General features: G+C 67.1%; 20 protein-coding genes. 5 read left to right on the forward strand and 15 right to left on the reverse strand.

The window, feature by feature from the left end; genetic code table 11:
• The 9 genes from BST27_RS19905 to BST27_RS19940 form a co-directional block, all read right to left on the reverse strand.
• The coding region (locus tag BST27_RS19905) for a DUF6779 domain-containing protein (protein ID WP_346243001.1) at positions 1-602 on the reverse strand (602 nt) is incomplete at its 3' end.
• Positions 603-723: 121 nt separating this feature from the next.
• Positions 724-1,200 (reverse strand): DUF3180 domain-containing protein, encoded by a 477-nt coding sequence (locus BST27_RS19910; RefSeq protein WP_069419429.1) that lies wholly within the window; start codon positions 1,198-1,200, stop codon positions 724-726.
• On the reverse strand, positions 1,200-1,772 hold the full coding sequence (folK, locus tag BST27_RS19915) for a 2-amino-4-hydroxy-6-hydroxymethyldihydropteridine diphosphokinase (protein ID WP_069419428.1): 573 nt from the start codon (positions 1,770-1,772) through the stop codon (positions 1,200-1,202). Before folK ends, BST27_RS19910 begins: the two co-directional genes overlap by 1 nt.
• A complete protein-coding gene (folB, locus tag BST27_RS19920) occupies positions 1,769-2,182 on the reverse strand; it encodes a dihydroneopterin aldolase (RefSeq protein ID WP_069419427.1) in 414 nt (137 codons plus the stop codon). The genes folK and folB overlap by 4 nt, the downstream gene beginning before the upstream one ends.
• The gene (gene folP, locus BST27_RS19925) at positions 2,175-2,990 is read right to left on the reverse strand and encodes a dihydropteroate synthase (protein ID WP_197518111.1); all 816 of its coding nucleotides are present in this window, start codon (positions 2,988-2,990) and stop codon (positions 2,175-2,177) included. The genes folB and folP overlap by 8 nt, the downstream gene beginning before the upstream one ends.
• Before the next feature lie 30 nt (positions 2,991-3,020).
• Positions 3,021-3,629 (reverse strand): GTP cyclohydrolase I FolE, encoded by a 609-nt coding sequence (gene folE, locus BST27_RS19930; RefSeq protein ID WP_069419425.1) that lies wholly within the window; start codon positions 3,627-3,629, stop codon positions 3,021-3,023.
• 16 nt (positions 3,630-3,645) lie between these two features.
• Complete coding sequence (gene ftsH, locus BST27_RS19935) at positions 3,646-5,877, reverse strand: ATP-dependent zinc metalloprotease FtsH (protein WP_069419424.1); 2,232 nt, start codon at positions 5,875-5,877, stop codon at positions 3,646-3,648.
• A 3-nt stretch (positions 5,878-5,880) separates the two neighbouring features.
• Positions 5,881-6,036: a hypothetical protein gene (locus BST27_RS32500; RefSeq protein WP_156789266.1), complete on the reverse strand. Its 156-nt coding sequence runs from the start codon at positions 6,034-6,036 to the stop codon at positions 5,881-5,883.
• Positions 6,037-6,066: 30 nt separating this feature from the next.
• Entirely contained in the window at positions 6,067-6,480 is a 414-nt protein-coding gene (locus BST27_RS19940; protein WP_069419423.1) for a VOC family protein, read from the reverse strand.
• A gap of 127 nt (positions 6,481-6,607) precedes the next feature.
• On the opposite strand from BST27_RS19940, the gene BST27_RS19945 reads away from it, so the two are divergent.
• The 4 genes from BST27_RS19945 (at position 6,608) to BST27_RS19960 (ending at position 11,547) form a co-directional block, all read left to right on the forward strand.
• Positions 6,608-7,582: an alpha/beta fold hydrolase gene (locus BST27_RS19945; protein ID WP_069419422.1), complete on the forward strand. Its 975-nt coding sequence runs from the start codon at positions 6,608-6,610 to the stop codon at positions 7,580-7,582.
• A complete protein-coding gene (locus BST27_RS19950; protein ID WP_069419421.1) occupies positions 7,579-8,778 on the forward strand; it encodes an LLM class flavin-dependent oxidoreductase in 1,200 nt (399 codons plus the stop codon). Before BST27_RS19945 ends, BST27_RS19950 begins: the two co-directional genes overlap by 4 nt.
• Positions 8,778-9,788: a zinc-binding dehydrogenase gene (locus BST27_RS19955; protein WP_069419420.1), complete on the forward strand. Its 1,011-nt coding sequence runs from the start codon at positions 8,778-8,780 to the stop codon at positions 9,786-9,788. Before BST27_RS19950 ends, BST27_RS19955 begins: the two co-directional genes overlap by 1 nt.
• 250 nt (positions 9,789-10,038) lie before the next feature.
• Positions 10,039-11,547: a serine/threonine-protein kinase gene (locus tag BST27_RS19960; RefSeq protein WP_139805261.1), complete on the forward strand. Its 1,509-nt coding sequence runs from the start codon at positions 10,039-10,041 to the stop codon at positions 11,545-11,547.
• Between the two features lie 6 nt (positions 11,548-11,553).
• Here the strand turns inward: BST27_RS19960 and BST27_RS19965 are convergent, their stop codons facing one another.
• Positions 11,554-12,804 carry a PPE family protein gene (locus BST27_RS19965; RefSeq protein WP_069419419.1) on the reverse strand — a complete coding sequence of 417 codons (1,251 nt, stop codon included), beginning with the start codon at positions 12,802-12,804 and terminating at the stop codon, positions 11,554-11,556.
• 13 nt (positions 12,805-12,817) lie between these two features.
• Positions 12,818-13,117 carry a PE family protein gene (locus BST27_RS19970; protein WP_069419418.1) on the reverse strand — a complete coding sequence of 100 codons (300 nt, stop codon included), beginning with the start codon at positions 13,115-13,117 and terminating at the stop codon, positions 12,818-12,820.
• A gap of 844 nt (positions 13,118-13,961) precedes the next feature.
• Here BST27_RS19970 and BST27_RS19975 point away from each other — a divergent pair.
• Positions 13,962-14,714: an SIMPL domain-containing protein gene (locus tag BST27_RS19975; RefSeq protein ID WP_069419417.1), complete on the forward strand. Its 753-nt coding sequence runs from the start codon at positions 13,962-13,964 to the stop codon at positions 14,712-14,714.
• A gap of 4 nt (positions 14,715-14,718) precedes the next feature.
• On the opposite strand, the gene hpt is transcribed toward BST27_RS19975, so the two are convergent.
• The 4 genes from hpt to dacB are packed head-to-tail and all read right to left on the reverse strand — an operon-like array spanning position 14,719 to position 18,769.
• The gene (gene hpt, locus BST27_RS19980; RefSeq protein WP_069419416.1) at positions 14,719-15,288 is read right to left on the reverse strand and encodes a hypoxanthine phosphoribosyltransferase; all 570 of its coding nucleotides are present in this window, start codon (positions 15,286-15,288) and stop codon (positions 14,719-14,721) included.
• A gap of 45 nt (positions 15,289-15,333) precedes the next feature.
• Positions 15,334-16,329, reverse strand: a complete 996-nt coding sequence (gene tilS / locus BST27_RS19985; RefSeq protein ID WP_069419415.1) for a tRNA lysidine(34) synthetase TilS — start codon at positions 16,327-16,329, stop codon at positions 15,334-15,336.
• Entirely contained in the window at positions 16,308-17,372 is a 1,065-nt protein-coding gene (locus tag BST27_RS19990; RefSeq protein ID WP_069419414.1) for a zinc-dependent metalloprotease, read from the reverse strand. Before BST27_RS19990 ends, tilS begins: the two co-directional genes overlap by 22 nt.
• A complete protein-coding gene (gene dacB, locus BST27_RS19995; RefSeq protein WP_069419413.1) occupies positions 17,369-18,769 on the reverse strand; it encodes a D-alanyl-D-alanine carboxypeptidase/D-alanyl-D-alanine endopeptidase in 1,401 nt (466 codons plus the stop codon). Before dacB ends, BST27_RS19990 begins: the two co-directional genes overlap by 4 nt.
• Positions 18,770-18,885 lie beyond the last annotated feature (116 nt).

Consider the following 18,885-nt stretch of genomic DNA (forward strand, 5'->3'; position numbering starts at 1 on the left):
GGCGGTACCCGCACCTCGGGCACGTCGATGATGGCGGCCTCGTCCGCGGGGCCACCGCTGTCCACCGGGCGCACGGCCCGGATGCGATCACTGGACACCCAATCGGCGGCCAGCGTCTCGCCGCGTTGGGCGCCGTTCTGGGTCACGTTTTCCAGGGCCGGGTGTTGCTGCAGATCGGCGTCGAACAAAATCTCCAGGCTGGTGCGCAGCGCCGCCAGCTCGGCCCGCAGCGCCGCCACTTCGTCCGCGGCCGCCCCGCGCAGTTCGGAAGCCAGCTCACGCCGCAGCTGCGACTCGACGGTCAGCTCGTACTCGCGCCGGGCGGAGATTTCACGTTCCAGCTGAAGGTCGTAGACCAGCTTCATGTCCCGCGCCCGCGCCTGATCGGCGTCCGCCTGTCGGCGGTAGACCACCGATACGAAGGCGCCGGCGACGGCGGCCCATAGCGCCAGGATGACAGCGAGCTTGAGAAGTTCCACCCGATTGGTGAAAACCAGCGCGGAACTGGCCCCGATAGCCAGTACCAGCAACGTCGTCAAGAGCACCCAACCCGGCCTGCGGCCGCCGCGCCGGACACGGGCGCCGCGGGACAGAACGGTCATGGCCCCTGACTGTACCGGGCGAGGTCACTGAGCGTGTCGCGCCAGTCCGGCGATTCCGACGAAGAGTTCGTGCGGGCCGATCAGGATGCCCGCGCGGGGTCCGGCGGGGCGCCGATAGAAGCTAAGTTTCCGCACCCTCGCCGTTCTCGCCCGGATCCTGCGGCGACTTGCAGCAATGCTGCAACCACAGCGCGGCGACCACCAGGGCCAGCGCGCTCACTGCCGCCACCACTGCGCCTCCGGTGTCTTCGGCAACCGCCCGCTGCCAGGAATGCCGCGGCAGGAAATACACCAGCACCCCGATCCACCACCCCAGCACCAGTGCGCCGACCCAGGCCGACGCCTTGGCGACCATCACACTGCGCGCCACGATGAGCGGATGCAACCAACCGGGCGCGTCGCCGATCTCGCCGTCGTTGATCTTGGCACGCACGAACCGCCCCCAGAGCGCCTCGGCGACGGCAACCACCAGTAGCGACACCCCGCTCCACACCGTGATCGGCGGAAACCACCGATACAGCACCCCGATCAGGAGATAGCCGACCACCGCGGCGCCGATCACCGCGACCGTCAGCTCACGTTTTCGGGTCGGCCCCATCAGTGCGCCGGCCTGGGGTTGAGGGCCGGTTTGAGAGCCAGACCGGTCGGCCGAACGCCGTCGCGCTCGGCCGGGTCCAGCTCGGCCAGCAGCATTTCGATCGGCCTTTTGGTCGGCTTGTCTGGCCCGCCTTGGCCCGTGACGGTGAGATGGGCCTCGGGGTCGATGTCCAGCCACGGGACCAGCACAAAGGCCCGCTGGTGGGCGCGGGGGTGCGGCAGGGTCAGGACCTCGTCATCCGAGGTGACTTCGACACGGCCGTCCGGCCCACCCTGGTGGCAGGTGATCAGGTCGACATCGAGGGTGCGCGGCCCCCAGCGCTGTTCGCGCACCCGATCGGCCGCCCGTTCCAGCGCTTGCGCCCGCCGCAGCCAGCCTTGTTCGTCGCAGTCGGGGTCGTCGGCGATCAGCACCGCGTTGAGAAACGGCCCCTGCTCCACGCCACCCCACGGCTCCGTTTCATAAACGGGTGAGACGGCGACCACCGCCTCGCCGAGTGCGTCGACGACCGACTGCAACCGAGCCAGTCGGTCACCCAGGTTCGATCCGATCGACAGCACCACGCGGGTCATACTTGTCGGCCTTCCGGACCGCCGGCGGGTATCACCGAACCGCGACCGCCGCGCCGCGACCGCCGCACCACCACGGCCACATCGGCGAACTGCTGCGGGATCGGCGCCTGCGGCTTGTGCACCACAACCTCGACGGCGTGCACGCGCTGATCCGTCATAACGCGATCGGCAATCTCGCCGCCGACCGTTTCGATCAGCTTTCGGGGCGGGCCGACGACGATGTCGCTGGCGAGTTGCGCCAGGGCGCCGTAGTCGTAGGTGTCGGACAGTTCGTCGCTCGCCGCCGCTTCGGCGAGGTCCATCCACAGGGTGATGTCGATGACGAAGTCCTGCCCCTCGACCCGTTCGTGCTCGAAGACTCCGTGCCGGCCCCGAACAGTCAAGCCGCGCAGTTCGATCCGGTCAGCCATCGCGTCCTTCCTGCCACGCGCCGACGACTTTCAGGGCGTCGACCGAGGCCCGCACGTCGTGCACCCGCACCCCCCAGGCGCCGTGCAGGGCTGCCAGTGCGGTGATGACCGCCGTGGCGGTCTCTCGCCCATCGGGTGGCCGGACCGCACCGTCGGGGCCGGCGAGCAACGCGCCGAGGAACCGCTTGCGGGAGGCGCCCAGCAGGACCGGGACGCCCGTGCCGACCAACTCCGGCAGGGCGTGCAACAGCGCCCAATTGTGTTGGCCTGTCTTGGCGAAACCAAGCCCCGGATCGATGATGAGCTTTGCCGGATCGACGCCGGCGGCCTCCGCGTCGGCAACGCTGGCGAGCAGGTCGGCGCGCACGTCGGCCACGATGTCGCGGTACGCCGGAACCTGATGCGGTCGCTCGGCGGAGATCGGACGCCAGTGCATCAAGATCCACGGGACGCCCGCCTCGGCGACCAATGGCGCCATGGCCGGATCGGCCCGCCCGCCGGACACGTCGTTGACGATTTGCGCGCCGTTCTCCAGCGCCGCTCGCGCGACGTCCGCGTGCATGGTGTCGATGCTGATCGTAATTCCCTGTGCCGCAAGTTCTTTCACTACGGGTACGACTCGCAATGCCTCGAGTTTGGGCGCCACCCTGGTGGCGCCGGGTCGCGTGGACTCCCCCCCGACGTCGACGATGTCGGCTCCTTCGGCGGCCATTGCCAACCCATGGGCTACGGCGCCGTCCGTATCGAGAAATAGTCCTCCGTCGGAGAACGAATCCTCAGTGACGTTGAGAACCCCCATAACCTGCATGGGCCATGGTTTGGGCGGGTTCACCGGGTCTCACTTACGCAGGATGAGATCGAGCGCTTCGGCTCGGGAAGCTGCATCCCGCTTGAATTGACCGCGCACCGCCGACGTCGTCGTGGTGGCACCGGGCTTTCGGACGCCACGCATCGCCATGCACAGGTGCTCCGCCTCGACCACGACGATGACGCCGCGCGGGTCGAGCCGGTCCATCAGGGCGTCGGCGATCTGACTGGTGAGCCGCTCCTGCACCTGCGGCCGTTTGGCATAGAGGTCGACCAACCGGGCTATCTTCGACAATCCGGTCACCCTGCCGTCGCTGCCGGGGATGTACCCAACATGGGCCACGCCATGGAACGACACCAGATGGTGTTCGCACGTGGAGTACATCGGGATCTCTTTGACGATCACCAGCTCGTCGTGTTGCTCGTCGAACATGGTGGTCAGCACCGCGGAAGGGTCGGTGTACAGGCCGGCGAACATCTCCCGGTACGCGCGCGCGACGCGGGCCGGAGTCTCCCGCAAGCCTTCCCGGTCCGGGTCCTCCCCGATGGCGGCCAGCAGGTCGCGGACGGCGGCCTCGGCGCGTACTTGGTCGAACACTGGCATCCCCTCGCTGGTGTACCGAGAGTCCAGCTGCGTCATCGCATCCTCCGTTTGGTCAGCCGTGGGCCGGCGGATTGGACCGACTTACGTCTTTACCCGACCGCTCGGATGACTCGTCGGTGTCCGGCTTGGATTGATCGGACGGCGGATAGGGCTGGTAAGGGGTTTGCCGACCTGGCGGTGGGGGCCATCCCGGCGCGTGCCAACCTGCTGGGGCGCCGTAGTCGGGCTGTGTCGGCTTAGCGCCGGCGGCCGGAGAACCGTTGGCCCCGTTGCCGCCCGACTCGCCCTCGGCGGCCTTGGCGGCTTCTGCCCGCGCGATGGCCACCTTGAACGGCGGCTCGGGGACCGGCTCCGGCGGCCAGGGTTCGCCCCGCTCCATGGCGAGCTCACCGGGCGTCTTGATGGGCGGCTTGTCCGACGGAATGCGCCCGCCGAAGTCGTCGAACATCGTCAGCCGGGGCCGCTTCTCGACGCCCGCGAAGATGCCCTCCAGCTCGGGTCGGTGCAGGGTTTCCTTCTCCAGCAACTCACCGGCCAGCGTGTCCAGCACATCGCGGTACTCGGTGAGGATCTCCCACGCTTCGGTGTGCGCCGCCTCGATCAGCTTGCGCACTTCCTCGTCGATGGCACCGGCGACCTCATGCGAGTAGTCCGGCTGGGTGCCCATGGTGCGGCCCAGGAACGGGTCGCCGTGTTCGGTGCCGTATTTGACTGCGCCCAACCGCGCGCTCATGCCGTATTCGGTGACCATCGCCCGTGCCACTTTGGTGGCCTGCTCGATGTCGGACACCGCGCCGGTCGTCGGCTCGCGGAACACCAACTCCTCGGCGGCTCGTCCGCCCATCGCGAACACCAGTTGGGCGATCATCTCCGAGCGGGTCCGCAGACCCTTGTCTTCCTCGGGAACGGCGACGGCGTGTCCGCCGGTACGTCCGCGGGCCAGGATCGTGACCTTGTACACCGGGTCGATGTCCGGCATCGCCCAAGCCGCCAGGGTGTGACCGCCTTCGTGGTAGGCGGTGATCTTCTTCTCCTGCTCGCTGATGATCCGGCCCTTGCGACGCGGGCCGCCGATCACGCGGTCGACGGCCTCTTCCAGGGCCGCGCTGGTGATGACGGTGCCGTTCTCGCGGGCGGTCAGCAGGGCCGCCTCGTTGATGACATTGGCCAGGTCGGCGCCGGTCATGCCGACAGTGCGCTTGGCCAGGCCGTCCAGGTCTGCGTCCTCGGCGATCGGCTTGCCCTTCGAGTGCACCCGCAGGACGGCCCGGCGCCCCGCCAGGTCGGGGTTGGACACCGGGATCTGGCGGTCGAAGCGGCCTGGCCGCAACAGCGCGGGGTCCAGGATGTCGGGCCGGTTGGTGGCCGCGATGAGGATCACGCCGGCGCGATCGCCGAAGCCGTCCATCTCGACCAGCAGCTGATTCAGCGTTTGCTCGCGTTCGTCGTGCCCGCCACCCAGACCGGCGCCACGCTGCCGGCCCACCGCGTCGATCTCGTCGACGAAGATGATGCACGGGCTGTTTTGTTTCGCCTGTTCGAAAAGGTCCCGGACACGGGACGCGCCGACCCCGACGAACATCTCGACGAAGTCGGAGCCGGAGATGGTGAAGAACGGCACACCGGCTTCACCCGCCACGGCACGCGCCAGCAGCGTCTTGCCGGTACCGGGCGGGCCGTACAGCAGCACGCCTTTGGGGATCTTGGCGCCCAGCGCCTGGTACCTGCTGGGGTTCTGCAGGAAGTCCTTTATCTCGTAGAGCTCTTCGACCGCTTCATCGACGCCGGCGACGTCGGCGAAGGTGGTCTTCGGCATGTCCTTGGACATCTGTTTGGCCCGCGATTTGCCGAAGCCGAAGCCCATGCGGGCGCCGCCCTGCATGCGGGAGAACATCACGAACAGGCCGACCAGCAGCAACAGCGGCAGCACGTAGACGAGTAGCTCGCCCAGGATGCTGCCCTCATTGACGACGGTGTTGACCTTGGCGTTCTTGGCATTCAGCGCGTTGAAGAGGTCGACGCCGTAACCGGCGGGGAACTTCGTGATGACCTTGTCTGAGTTCTCGGTTTCGTTGTTGCCCTTCTTCAGGGTCAACCGCAGCTGTTGCTCCCGGTCGTCGATCTGCGCGCTCTTGACGTTGTCGCTACTGATCTGCTGCATCGCCACCGAGGTGTCGACCGGCTTATAACCCCGGGTGTCGTCGCTGAAGTAGAAGAACGACCAGCCGAGCAGCACCACGACAGCCACTATCGTTACGGTGCGGAGAACGTTTTTCCGATTCATCAATCATCGGCCGTGCCGGCCAGGTCCTTCCGTATATACGTGCATGCAGCTCGAAACGTCCAGGTTACCGCCCATCCCGGTTGCCTCGAGTCCCGACCAGACAACGACCGGCAGTTCCCACTGCGCGGCCATGCCGACCGTCAGTGTGACAGCCGACACCAGCGACACACCCACCGTGGTGGTTACCCGTTATTCGTAATAACGAGCCTCGATGACATTGCCGTCCGGATCGGGGAAGTAATAACCCTGCGGCGCCCAACCCTGCGCCCCGAAGGAGTGGTTCAGCCGGGCACTGGTGTCGATGTTCTCCGCCTGCAACCGCCGATCCAGTTCGTCGTACTCAGCCTTCGACATCGCGATGCAAACGTGGTTGACCGGGTAACCGGCGCTGCCCGCGACCTTGGTCATCGACTCTGTCGAGGCAGCGCCCGGTCGCGGCATCAGGTCGAGGATGGAGTCGTCGCTCACCCGCACGCTCGGGAACGGCGCCTCTCCGGCCTCGAATTCTTCGAACCGCACGGGCGCCAGGCCGACCACCCGGGTGTAGAAGTCCATCGAAGCCCGCGGGTCGTTCGTCCAGAGCACCACGTGGTCCAGCCGCATGCTTCTAGATGATGCGCGCGGGGGTCCCGATATCCAACCCGGTGGCGCTTCTCTGCAGCTTCGCTGCCCTTTCTCTGACCCTGCTCTGCCCCTTCTCTGCGTGGCGCCGTTGTGATTTGGTGTGACGATGGGCGCATCAACCGAACGGTTTGTCGACACCAACGGCGTGCGGCTGCGGGTGGTCGAGGCCGGAGATCGCGGCGCACCGGTGGTGGTCTTGTGCCACGGCTTTCCCGAACTGGCCTATTCCTGGCGCCACCAGATTCCGGTGCTGGCCGAGGCGGGTTACCACGTGCTGGCTCCCGACCAACGCGGGTTTGGCGGCTCGTCGAGTCCAGAGCCGATCGAGGCGTACGACATCCACCAGTTGACCGGCGACATCGTCGGACTGCTCGATGACGTGGGCGCGGACAAGGCGGTCTGGATCGGCCACGACTGGGGCTCGGTGGTGGTGTGGAACGCGCCGCTGCTGCACCCGGACCGGGTCGCCGGCGTCGTGTCCCTGAGCGTGCCGGTGGTGACGCGCTCGAGGAAGCCGCCGACGCAGGCGTTCCGCGACATCTTCGGCGACAACTTCTTCTACATCCTGTATTTCCAGGAGCCCGGCGTCGCCGACGCCGAACTCAACGCCGACCCGGCCCGCACGATGCGGCGCATGATGGGCAGTTTGCAGCTCACCGACGACCCCGATGCCCAAGGCGCGGCACTGCGGATGGTTGCGGCGGGGCCCGAGGGGTTCATCGAACGACTTCCCGAACCCGACGGCCTGCCCGAGTGGATCAGCCAAGACGAACTCGATCACTACATCAGCGAATTCGCCCGCACCGGCTTCACCGGCGGCCTGAACTGGTACCGCAATTTCGATCGCAATTGGGAGACCACTTCCGACTTGGCCGACGCCACTATTTCGGTGCCGTGCTTGTTCATCGGAGGCACGGGCGACCCGGTGCTGTCCTTCACCCCACGCGACCGCGCCGCGCGGGTGATCACGGGGCCCTACCGCGAAGTGATGATCGAAGGCGCCGGGCACTGGCTGCAACAGGAGCGGCCGGACGAGATCAACGCGGCACTGCTCGAATATCTCAAAGGAGTGGACTGGTGAGCGCGCCACTGCGATTCGGAGTCTTCATCACGCCGTTTCATCCGACGGGCCAATCCCCAACCGTGGCACTGGAATACGACATGGAACGCGTCGTCGCCCTGGACCGGCTGGGATACGACGAGGCCTGGTTCGGCGAACACCATTCCGGCGGATATGAATTGATCGCCTGCCCGGAGGTGTTCATCGCGGCGGCCGCGGAGCGGACCAAGCACATCCGGCTGGGCACCGGGGTGGTGTCGCTGCCCTACCACCATCCGCTGATGGTGGCCGACCGCTGGGTGCTGCTGGACCACCTGACCCGCGGCAGGGTGATGTTCGGGGCGGGCCCCGGCGCATTGCCGTCGGACGCCTACATGATGGGCATCGACCCGATCGATCAGCGGCGGATGATGCAGGAGTCGCTCGAGGCGATCCTCGCGCTGTTCCGCGCCGCTCCCGAAGAACGCATCGACCGGCACTCGGACTGGTTCACGCTGCGCGACGCCCAGTTGCACATCCGCCCGTACACCTGGCCCTACCCCGAAATCTCGACGGCCGCCATGATTTCGCCGTCCGGGCCGCGGCTGGCCGGCGCGCTGGGTACCTCACTGCTGTCCTTGTCGATGTCGGTTCCCGGTGGTTATGCGGCGCTGGAGAACACCTGGGCCGTGGTGTGCGAGCAGGCCGCCAAGGTGGGCCGCGACGAGCCCAACCGCCGCGACTGGCGGGTGCTGAGCATCATGCATTTGGCCGACACCCGCGAGCAGGCGATCGAGGATTGCACCTACGGCTTGTTGGATTTCTCCGCCTATTTCGGCGCCGCCGGCTTTGTCCCGTTGGCGAACACAGTCGAAGGCGAGCAGTCGCCCCGAGAGTTCGTCGCGGAGTATGCGGCCAAAGGCAATTGCTGTATCGGCACGCCCGACGACGCGATCGCCCACATCGAAGACCTGCTGGAGCGGTCCGGGGGTTTCGGCACCCTGCTACTGCTCGGTCATGACTGGGCATCACCGGAGGCGACGTATCACTCCTACGAACTGTTCGCCCGCAAGGTGATTCCCTATTTCAAAGGTCAACTGGCAGCACCGCGCGCGTCGCACGAGTGGGCAAAGAACAAGCGCGACGAATTGATCGGCCGCGCCGGCCAGGCCGTAGTGCAAGCCATTTCCCAGCATGTCGCCGAGCACGAGAGCACGGACAAGGGCACGGACAGCTGATGCGCGCCTCGGTCCTGCGCGACGGGCGGATGGTCTACCGCGACGACGTCCCCGAGCCGGTTCCCGGGCCGGGCCAGGTGCTGGTTGGCGTGCGCGCATGCGGGATCTGTGGTTCCGACCTGCATTTCGCGGCGCACGGCGCCGAGGTGGTGGCGCTGAGCAATGAGCTGGCCCAAGGCGGCGGCATGGATCTCGACCTGAACCGGGACGTGTTCATGGGGCACGAGTTCAGCGCCGAGGTACTCGAGGCCGGCCCCGACACCGAAACCCATCCCCCGGGCACCCTGGTGACGTCGATCCCAGTCGTGTTGTCCGCCAAAGGCGTCGAACCGATCGTCTTCAGCAACACCACACTGGGTGGGTACGCGGAACGGATGTTGCTGTCGGCGCCGTTGTTGCTGGCCGTCCCCAACGGTCTGGACCCTAAACACGCCGCCTTGGCCGAGCCCATGGCGGTCGGCTTGCACGCCGTGAACAAGTCCGGAATCGACTCGGGCGAGGCGGCGTTGGTGATCGGCTGCGGCCCGATCGGCATCGCCATCATTGCGGCGCTGCGCGTCAGAGGCGTAGAAACCATTGTGGCATCGGACTTTTCGACCAAGCGACGCGAACTCGCCAGGCAGATGGGCGCACACCAGACCCTCGACCCGGCGCAGGGCTCGCCGTTCGACTCGGTCAGGCCCGCCGTCGTGTTCGAGGCGGTCGGGGTGCCGGGCATCATCAATGACGTGATGCGTCGCGCCCGGCGCGGCAGCCGGTTGGTGGTCGCCGGCGTGTGCATGCAGGCCGACACCGTTCACCCGTTCTTTGCCATCGCCAAAGAGATCACCGTGCAGTTCAGCAACGCCTACACCCCGGAAGAGTTCGGTGAATCGTTGCACGCACTGGCCGAGGGCCACATCGACGTCGCCCCGATGATCACCGGGGAAGTGGGCCTCGACGGTGTCGGGGCGGCTTTCGACGACTTGGCGGACCCCGAGCGGCACTGCAAGATTCTGGTCACGCCCTAAGGCCATTGGCGACATTTCTGCTGGATCCGGCAACTTCTTCCGTCCACAGCCCGTGATCGGTGTGGCTGATGTGACTAACGAGGCCGAAGTGGCATGATCGACGAAGTTAAGTATTCGGTATGTCTTGGTTAACAGCAGGTGTACGGATAGTGAATCGCTGTCATACTCGGATCGCACGCTCGGCGCTGAGGACGCGCCGAGCGCAGGTATAGACGGTGCGGTGATGGCGTTGGCCCACGAAGAACTCAGCATGAGTCTCCACGCGGGCGACATGTTTGCCGGGTACACGATCATCCGCCCCTTGGGCGCTGGCGGGATGGGCGAGGTCTACCTCGCGGAGCACCCGCGGTTGCCCCGGCGTGAAGCACTCAAGGTGCTCAGCAGTGACATATCGGCCGACGACGCGTTTCGTCAGCGCTTCATCCGAGAGGCGGACCTCGCGGCCGCGCTGTGGCATCCGAACATCGTGCGCGTCAACGACCGCGGCGAATTCAACGGACAGCTTTGGATCGCAATGGACTTCGTCGACGGATCCGACGCCGCCACGCTACTGCATGAGCACTACCCGGTCGGCATGCCCGCGGATCAGGTCGCCGCGATAGTCACCGCGATCGCCGGCGCTCTCGACTATGCGCACGAACACCACAACGTGCTGCACCGCGACGTCAAACCGGCGAATATCCTGCTCGCCGAACCGGAAGCAGGCGACCTGCGAATCCTGCTGGGCGACTTCGGAATAGCGCGATGCATCGATGAAACCAGTTGCCTGACGGCCACGAACATGGCCATCGGCACGGTTCCCTATTCAGCCCCCGAGCAACTCACCGACGAACCGATCGACGGACGCGCTGACCAGTACGCCCTTGCTGCCACCGTCTACCAGCTGCTGACCGGGTCAATGCTGTTCGCGCACACCAATCCTGCTGTCGTCATCGGCCGCCACCTGACCGCACGCCCACCGGCGTTGGCCGAGACCCGCCCGATGCTCCGGGTGTTCGACCCGGTGCTGTCCAGGGCTCTGGCGAAGGATCCGGCCGACCGGTTCGCCCGGTGCTCCGATTTCGCCGAGGCGTTTGCACGGGCAGCCCAATCCGGTAGACATCCAATGGCATCCGCATTGACCATGCCCAGGCCCATGGCGCTGCGGTCACTGAGGGGCGGCGCGTCAGCATCCTCCGCTACCGACAATCAGCGGCGAAGCAATCGGTGGCGGATCCTTGCGGCCGCAGCGTCGGTCGTAGCGCTGACGGCCCTCGGCGCCAGTGACTTCACCATTGACAACTACCGCCCCGCGGCCAACCAGGCCCCGGCGGCGGCAGCCCCGCCATCAGCGCAACCGGCCGCTCAGGCGCCGCCGTCCTTGCCGCCAGCGGCACCGGCCCCCGCTCAGGCACCCGCGAACCCGCCACCGGCCGCTCCTCAATCGGCGCCCACCCCGCAGGCGAGCCCGCCGGCATCGCGGGTCCCCGCGCCCGTCGAAGCGGCACCGGTGCCGACGCAACCGGCGCCGCCGGCCCAGCAACCAAACCCGGACCAGGCCTTCATCAATTCGCTGTCGCAAATCCCCGGCATCACCGTCACCGACCCCGGCACCGCCACGGCCACCGGCCGCGCCGTGTGCTCGAGCCTGCAAAACGGTGCGACTCCCGGGGACGCCGCGGCCGCGACCGTGAACGGCAATTCGGGAGTCACGCCTGCCCAGGCGAACGCCGGGATCAACGCGGCGATCAGCGCCTATTGCCCGCAGTATCTGCCGTAAGGCGAGTTATCCGCCCGCGAAAGGTTGGGCGACGACGTTCGGCTTGAACCCGTAGCGGGGAGCGGCGAAGTTGGCCACGCTGCGGCCGGTTCCGGCGCCGGGCATCAGCGGCACCCCGCCGAAGCCGCCCACCGCGGATTCGGCCGCCGCGCCGGACGTGAGCCCGTTGAGCGCCACATTGACCGGAGTCGCAGCGCCGGGAAGCGCGTTGGCCCACGATGCCGGAACCGAAAGCGCCCCGACTTTGGACGCGGTACCGGTAATCCCGCCCAGCCCCGTGCCCAGGACGTTGCCCAAATTACCCAGAGCCGGAGCGGCTGCAGCCGCGGCGCCCTGTGCCGCCGCGGCCGCACCCTCGGCCGCCTTGCCAAGGTTGGGAATGAACGAGTGCGCGAGGCCGTCGAGATCTCTCATCATGGTCGTAGACAGGCGAGCGGGTGAAGCCAATCGGATGTAGGCGTCGAAAATAGTGCTGCCGTCTACGGTTGCCGACCCGGTGATGCCCTCGACGACGTCGCCCAGCATGCCGTTCAAGACAATTCCGGCGCCGTCCGCTGTCCAGGTGTGCCCGGTCAGGCCGAGCGCCGCCGCGGGGTCGGCGAGCCAGGGCGGCAGATTCGTCAGCCCAGCCATCTGACTCAGAGTCGTCGGGATGTCGCCCATGCCTTGCGCGGCGGCCGCCGCGTTCAGCGCGCTGACCTGCGCGTTCACCTGCGAACCCAACCCGGCCATGCTGATTCCGGTGGACTGCGGGGTCAACTGCGGCAGTTGTGTGGCAGCCGCGGTAGCAGCGGAATAGCTGTACATCGCGGCCGCGTCTTGCGCCCACATCTCCAGGTACTGCGCCTCGGTGGCCGCGATGGCCGCAGTGTTCTGGCCGAGGAAATTCGTGGCCAACAGCGTGGCCAGCAATGCCCGGTTCGCCTCGATCTCTGGTGGCGGCACCGTCGCCAGAAACGCGGCTTCGTAGGCGCTCGAGGCCGCGATGGCCTGGGCGGCGACCTCGCTGGCCTGCCCGGCCGCCACGTTGAGCCAGGAAATCTGGGGCAGTGCCGCGGCCGCCATCGCCGCGGCGGAGGGCCCATGCCATGGTCCATCGGTAAGGCCGTTGACGACCGCCAGGTAGGACGAGGCAACCGACTGCAACTCGGCGGCCAGCCCTTCCCAGGCGGCGGCGGCGGCCAGCATCGGCCCCGAACCGGGTCCGGCGTACATCAACGCGGAGTTGACCTCCGGCGGTAACGCTGCAAAATCCATGTGGTGCCGCCTCCTACCCGACCGAGGCGGCGTTGGCCGCCTCAGTGAGGCCATACGAGGCGCCGCTGACACCGAGCGTGAGCGCCAACTGCTCCTGCACCGATACGGCGTGGGCCGCAATCTCTTGAAAGAGAGTCGCGTGGCGGTTGAACTGTGTGGCCGCCATCAGGGAGACCAAGTCGGAAGCGGCGGGCAGCACGGCGGTCGTCGGGCCGGCGGCGGCTGCGGTGCCCGCGCGCATCACTGCATTGATCGACATCAACTCGCCGGCAGCACCCGTTAACACCTCTGGTTCTGCGAAAACGGTCGACATTTACGAGTCCTTCCTTAATGCGCATTGCATCGATATCGACCAACGATCCAATGACGGGCGGCCACTCGTCGCTGATCTCATACAGGCAACGTTAAGGCAGGCGGGTGGCAAAAACGCCCCAGGAGCGCACTTGTTCACTACGAGTTAGGAATTGTTCATTTGCTGGCGGAAATTCGCCAGGTCACTTGAATTCATGTTTGAGATATATGTGAGGATCATATGATTTGAGTCTTCTATGAGCTTCCGGCATTCGCGCCTGTACTGGCTACAATGCTGCGCCCACCTAGCTGGATGCGTCGCGGCACGAGCCCTCGGGTCGCACCTTGTAGGCGAGTTTGGCGAGCCCAACAATGCAGGTCAGGCCGCTTCGCGGCACGACTTTCAGCACCTAGGCCGCCGTGACCAGCCTGTGGTGGACCCAATGATTCTGAGCGCGAACACATCCCATAGGATGGGCCGAACAGCCTGACCGGGCGGGTACAAATGCCCGGGACGGCCGGCGAGCTCCGGCCAGCTGGTTCAAAAGCAGCCATGCGCTCAGCACCGTCCAGGGGTGCCGACTGGGTTCACGCTTGCGATTCGCCCACGAATTGTCTGCCGAATGCAATGCGCCAATGAAGTCGGCCGTCGGAAAGTCCCAAAGACGGACAAGTTGACCAACGCCACAACTGTTTGCTGGACGTTACTTGGCTCACATATCTAGCAGGGCAATGGCATCGTAGCCGATCGCGGCGCAAATATCGCTTGAGGCGCGCATTGTTGAACGCAAGGTAAACAGAAAGTGTCGTCAACCCTTACGGTAGACGACGCCAATTTGACAGGCTGAGCGGCTAGGGTGCCAGGCATGCCGATTTTCCGGAGTTCCGCGCAATTTGTCCGCACGGCAATCGCATGGGCAGGCATCGCGCTGGCCGCCGCCACCATGTCTGCCTGCGACTCGCACAATCCGAGTCCGTCGGCGTCCAACCCCAATCCGCGCCAGGTAACCGTCGTCGGATCCGGACAAGTCCAAGGCGTTCCCGACACGCTGACTGCCGACGTCACCATCTCGTTCACGGCGAGCGACGTCACCAACGCCATGAATCAAACCAACGGCCGCCAGCGAGCGGTCATCGAAGCGCTGACCCGCGCCGGGATCGACAACAAGGACATCCGCACCACCGACGTCATCCTGCAGGCCCAATACAGCATCGCCGAGCCCGGTGGAAGTCCCACCATCACCGGTTACCGAGCGGACAACGCGATCCAGGTCAAGATCCACCCAGCCGATGCCGCCTCGCGACTGCTGGCGCTCATCATCGAAACCGGCGGCGACGCCACCCGGATCACCGCGGTGCGCTACAAGATCGGCGACGACTCGCAGTTGGTGAAGGACGCACGAGCGCGCGCTTACGACGACGCAAAGAACCGCGCCCAGCAGTACGCCGAGCTGTCGGGACTCACCTTGGGCAAAGTGATCTCGATTTCGGAATCCACCGGTCCAGCGCCCGTCGAAAGCCAGCCCCAGGCACCCGCGCCGCGCGCATCGACACTGCCCCTGGAACCGGGCCAGCAGACGGTGAGCTTCTCGGTGACGGCGGTATGGGAGCTGGATTAACCGACTACTGGTAGACCCTGGGGTCCAGCGTTCCGATGTAGGAGAGGTCGCGATAGCGTTCGTCGTAGTCGAGCCCGTAGCCGACGACGAACTCGTTGGGGATGTCGAAGCCGACATACGTGATATCGACGTTGGCGCCGACCGCCTCGGGCTTGCGCAGCAGTGTGCACACCCGTAAGGACCGGGGATGCCGGCTCTTCAGATTGCGCAACAACCAGGACAGCGTGAGCCCGGAGTCGACGACGTCTTCCACGATCAGCACATCGCGGTCGTGGATATCGCGGTCAAGATCCTTCAAGATCCGCACCACACCAGACGACGAGGTGGACGAGCCGTACGAACTGACCGCCATGAACTCGAACTGGGTGGGCAGCGGGATCGCTCGCGCCAGATCGGTAACGAAGAGCACCGCCCCCTTGAGGACGGTGATCAACAGCAGGTCTGGCTCGCCACTGCCGGACAAGGTTCGGTAGTCGTTGCCGATCTGCTCGCCGAGCTCGGCGATGCGTCCCTGGATCTGCTCGGTGGTGAGCAGCACGGACTTGATGTCCCCCGGGTACAGCTCCGCCGTCACGCCCTCAGATTGCCACGCGCTATGGCGGGCAGCTCACGCGGGGCGTCAGATCGGTTCGGGCCGCAAGGCAAGCACGCCGTCTCGACGTCCGGCGAACAAGCGCTGACCCGGCAGGCTCGAGCCAACCGCTACCCCGCCCTGGCCGCGCCAATCGGTGACCAGCAGGTCCACGCCGCGGATCTGCTTGTCGGTCAATCCAATCGCACCGCCGGCCAGTAGCCACCCGCGAATCACGCGACGGCGCACCGGGTCGGGCAACGCGGCCAGCGAGCCGACATCCAGCCGGGCGTCGGGCCCCGTTCCGCGCATGGTTTCCGACAGCGCCTGCGCTGCGATCGCGTCGATGAAGTCGTTGTCTTCCCGCAGCGCCGTCGCGGTACGCGCCAGGGCCTCCGCCACTCCGCCGCCCAGCACCTCCTCCAGCAGCGGCAGCACTTCGGCGCGCAGCCGAGTCCTGGTGAAGCGGGGGTCGCTGTTATGCGGGTCCTGCCAGGCGGTCAGCCCGAGCTCACGGCAGGCGTCATGGGTCACGCTGCGTCGCACCCCCAGCAGCGGTCGGCACCAAGGCGGGTCGTAGGGGCGCATCCCAGCCATCGAGCGGGCCCCGGATCCGCGGCCGAGCCCGAGCAGCACCGTCTCGGCTTGATCGTCGAGGGTATGGGCCAACAGCACGGGACCGTCGCGGCCCGACTCCAGTGCGGCATAGCGAGCGGTACGCGCTGCCGCCTCCGGGCCACCACCCGTGCCGGAGGAGGGGCCGACCTCGACGCGAAGCACCCGCGCCGCAACGCATCCCAGGGAAAGCGCCTGCACCCGAGCGGTTTCGGCGACGTCGGCCGACCCGGGCTGCAGGCCGTGATCAACGATCAGGGCGGTGGTGGGCAACAACTGCGCCGCGACAGCCGTCAGGGCCAACGAGTCCGGGCCACCGGACAACCCGACACACCAACGTGCGCCGTCCCCAGCAGTCGCGCCGAGATGTTCCTTCCAGAACCGCTCGACAGCCGCGCGCAGCCGCGCTACAGCACCCTGTCGATCCATCGCTGCGGATGTTCGATCTCGGCAGGAAGGGGCAGCGTTTCGGGCCCGGACCAAATTGCGTTGAACCGCTTCATCCCGACCCGACTCACCACCTGGTCGACGAATACCTTGCCGCGGGTGTACTGGCTGAGCTTGGCATCGAGGCCCAACAACGCACGCACCAGCCGCTGCAGCGGTGGTTGCTTGCGCTGCCGACGTTCGTCAAAGCGACGGCGGATGGTGGCCACCGACGGCACCACCACCGGCCCGACGGCATCCATCACGTGCTCCGCGTGCCCTTCCAGCAGTGTGCCCAGCACCATCAACTGGTCCAGCGCCTTGCGTTGCGGCTCGGACTGCACGGCGCGCATCACGCCCAGGATTCCCCCCGGGCTGCCCTCGTCGGACGCGTCACCGCGGTTGCGGACGAAATCGGCCAACCGGCGCGCGACCTCCCCAATGTCGTCGGCGGGCTCCTTGGTCAGCAGGGCCAGCGACTGCGACATGTATTCGGCGATCCACGGGTTCGCCGTGAACTGCACTCGGTGGGTGACCTCGTGCAGGCACACCCACAACCGGAAATCGGACGGCTCCACCTTCAGCTGGCGCTCGACGGCAATGACGTTGGGATACACCAGAAGTAGGGTGCCGTCGCCAGCTTGTCCGCCTTCTCCCGGACGGGTGAACGGGTCGTACTGGCCCAGGATGCCGGTGGACACGAAGGCCAGCACAGCGCCCGTCTGCGCGCCGGTGATGCGCCCGGTCAACGCCCCCCGCGGCTTCTCACTTCCGTTGGTCATGGCCCGCATCGATTCCGCGGCCGCCTTGATCCACTCCGGCCGGTCGATGACCAGCGCGGGCGGCACCGGCCCGTCGGTGATCAGACCGGTTACGTCGCGCACCGGCGGTTCGGCCTTCTCCGAGGCGGCCATGAGCTCGTCGATCGCCTGCCGGCGGGTGTAGTCGCTGGACGGCGGGCCGGGCCGGGCCAGCCGCTGGCCCACAGTGGCGGCGAAGCGCCAATCGACCGCGTTCCCCAGCGTCACCTCCGACGGCGCGCTCATGCGGCGCATCCGCAGAACCAGAGCTTGGTCGCGAGCGCATCCATTGCGTTACGGCCGTTAGGTCCGGCGTCGTTGGAGACGAAGGCGAACGTCAGCACTCGTCCGCTGGCGTCGGTGACCACTCCGACCAGCGCATTGACGCCGGTGAGCGAACCGGTCTTGGCTCGCAGCCAGCCCGCCGGCCCCAGGTTGGTGGCCCGGTCCAGAAAACGTTCGGCCAACGTGCCGCTGCCGCCGGCGATCGGCAGCAGATCCAACAACGGGCGCAGCGCCGGGTGGTCCGGTCCGGCCGCTGCCCGCACCGTGCCGTCCAGGGTGCGCGCCGTCAGGCGATTGTCCACCGACAGGCCGCTGGAATCGGCCAGTTGGGCGCCCGCGGTGTCGATGCGCGCGGTGCCCAACCGATTGGTCACCGCGTCGACGGCGCCGGTGAAGCTCTGCGGGCGATTGATCGCGGCCGCGACCTCCCGGCCGATGCATTCGGCCATCACGTTGTCGGAGGCGTTCATCATCTGCGACAGGCGCTGGATCAGCGGCGCCGACTGGACCACGGCCAGCTGGCGCGCGCCGGGTGGGGCCGAACCGATCTTGACGGCTTCCGGGTCGAGGTCGAGTGCCTTGGCCAGCTCACGTCCGGCGTCCAGCGCCGGTGTCTTGGAGCGGCGCGAGTTCACCGTTGTCGGCTGGATACGACCGGCGTCGATCATCGCCGCTTCGATCGGCGCAATGTCACCGTTGTCGACATCGGCCGGGTCCCAGCCAGGCGCCATCGTCGGACCGCTGTACGCCGAGATGTCGACCTGCACGGCCGTGGGGGTGACGCCGCTACGGCGAATCTGTTCGGCCAGGTCGCTGATCCGTGCCGCGCCGTGGTACCAGGTCTCCACACCCGGCGGGGCGGCCGACAACGTCGGGTCCCCCGCGCCCACCAGCACGATGACCCCGTTGCCGCCCGGTGAGCCGGCCGGGCCGCCGGCCACCACGCGCGTGCTGATCCGGGCCTGACGATCCAGCGTCAGCAGTGCGGCCGCCGCGGTCAGGGTCTTGTTCGTCGACGCCGGAATCAGCGGCAGGTCGTCGCCCTGCTGCCAAAGCGCCTTGCCGGTCAAGGCGTCACTGATGCGGGCGCCCAGCGTGCCCAAATTTGGATCGGCCGCCACCTGCGCCAGGGCTGCGGCGACGCCGCCTGGCTCGGGAATCGCCGCGGTGTCGGCGACGGGGGTGACCCCGGGCTTGACGGTGGGCGGCCGCGGCGGCGGAACGGTCGTCCGCGCGCTGCTGTTCCCGTGGCCGCCCGTGGTGAAGTACACCGCCCCAGCCACAACGGCACCGACAAACGCCAGCACAGCCAACGCCACGAGCGCGTGGGTGGTCTTGCGCCAACGCCTGGGACCCATGCTCCTCCGATCCTGTCAGCCCCGACTGCCCGGGCTGTTCTGGAATCATTCTGCCGAACCGGGCGGGCAGCAGCCGCGCGGCACCCGCTGCACTAGGGTGTCCCCCGACGCATTTG

The organism is Mycobacterium intermedium, assembly GCF_002086275.1.
Lineage (GTDB): Bacteria > Actinomycetota > Actinomycetes > Mycobacteriales > Mycobacteriaceae > Mycobacterium > Mycobacterium intermedium.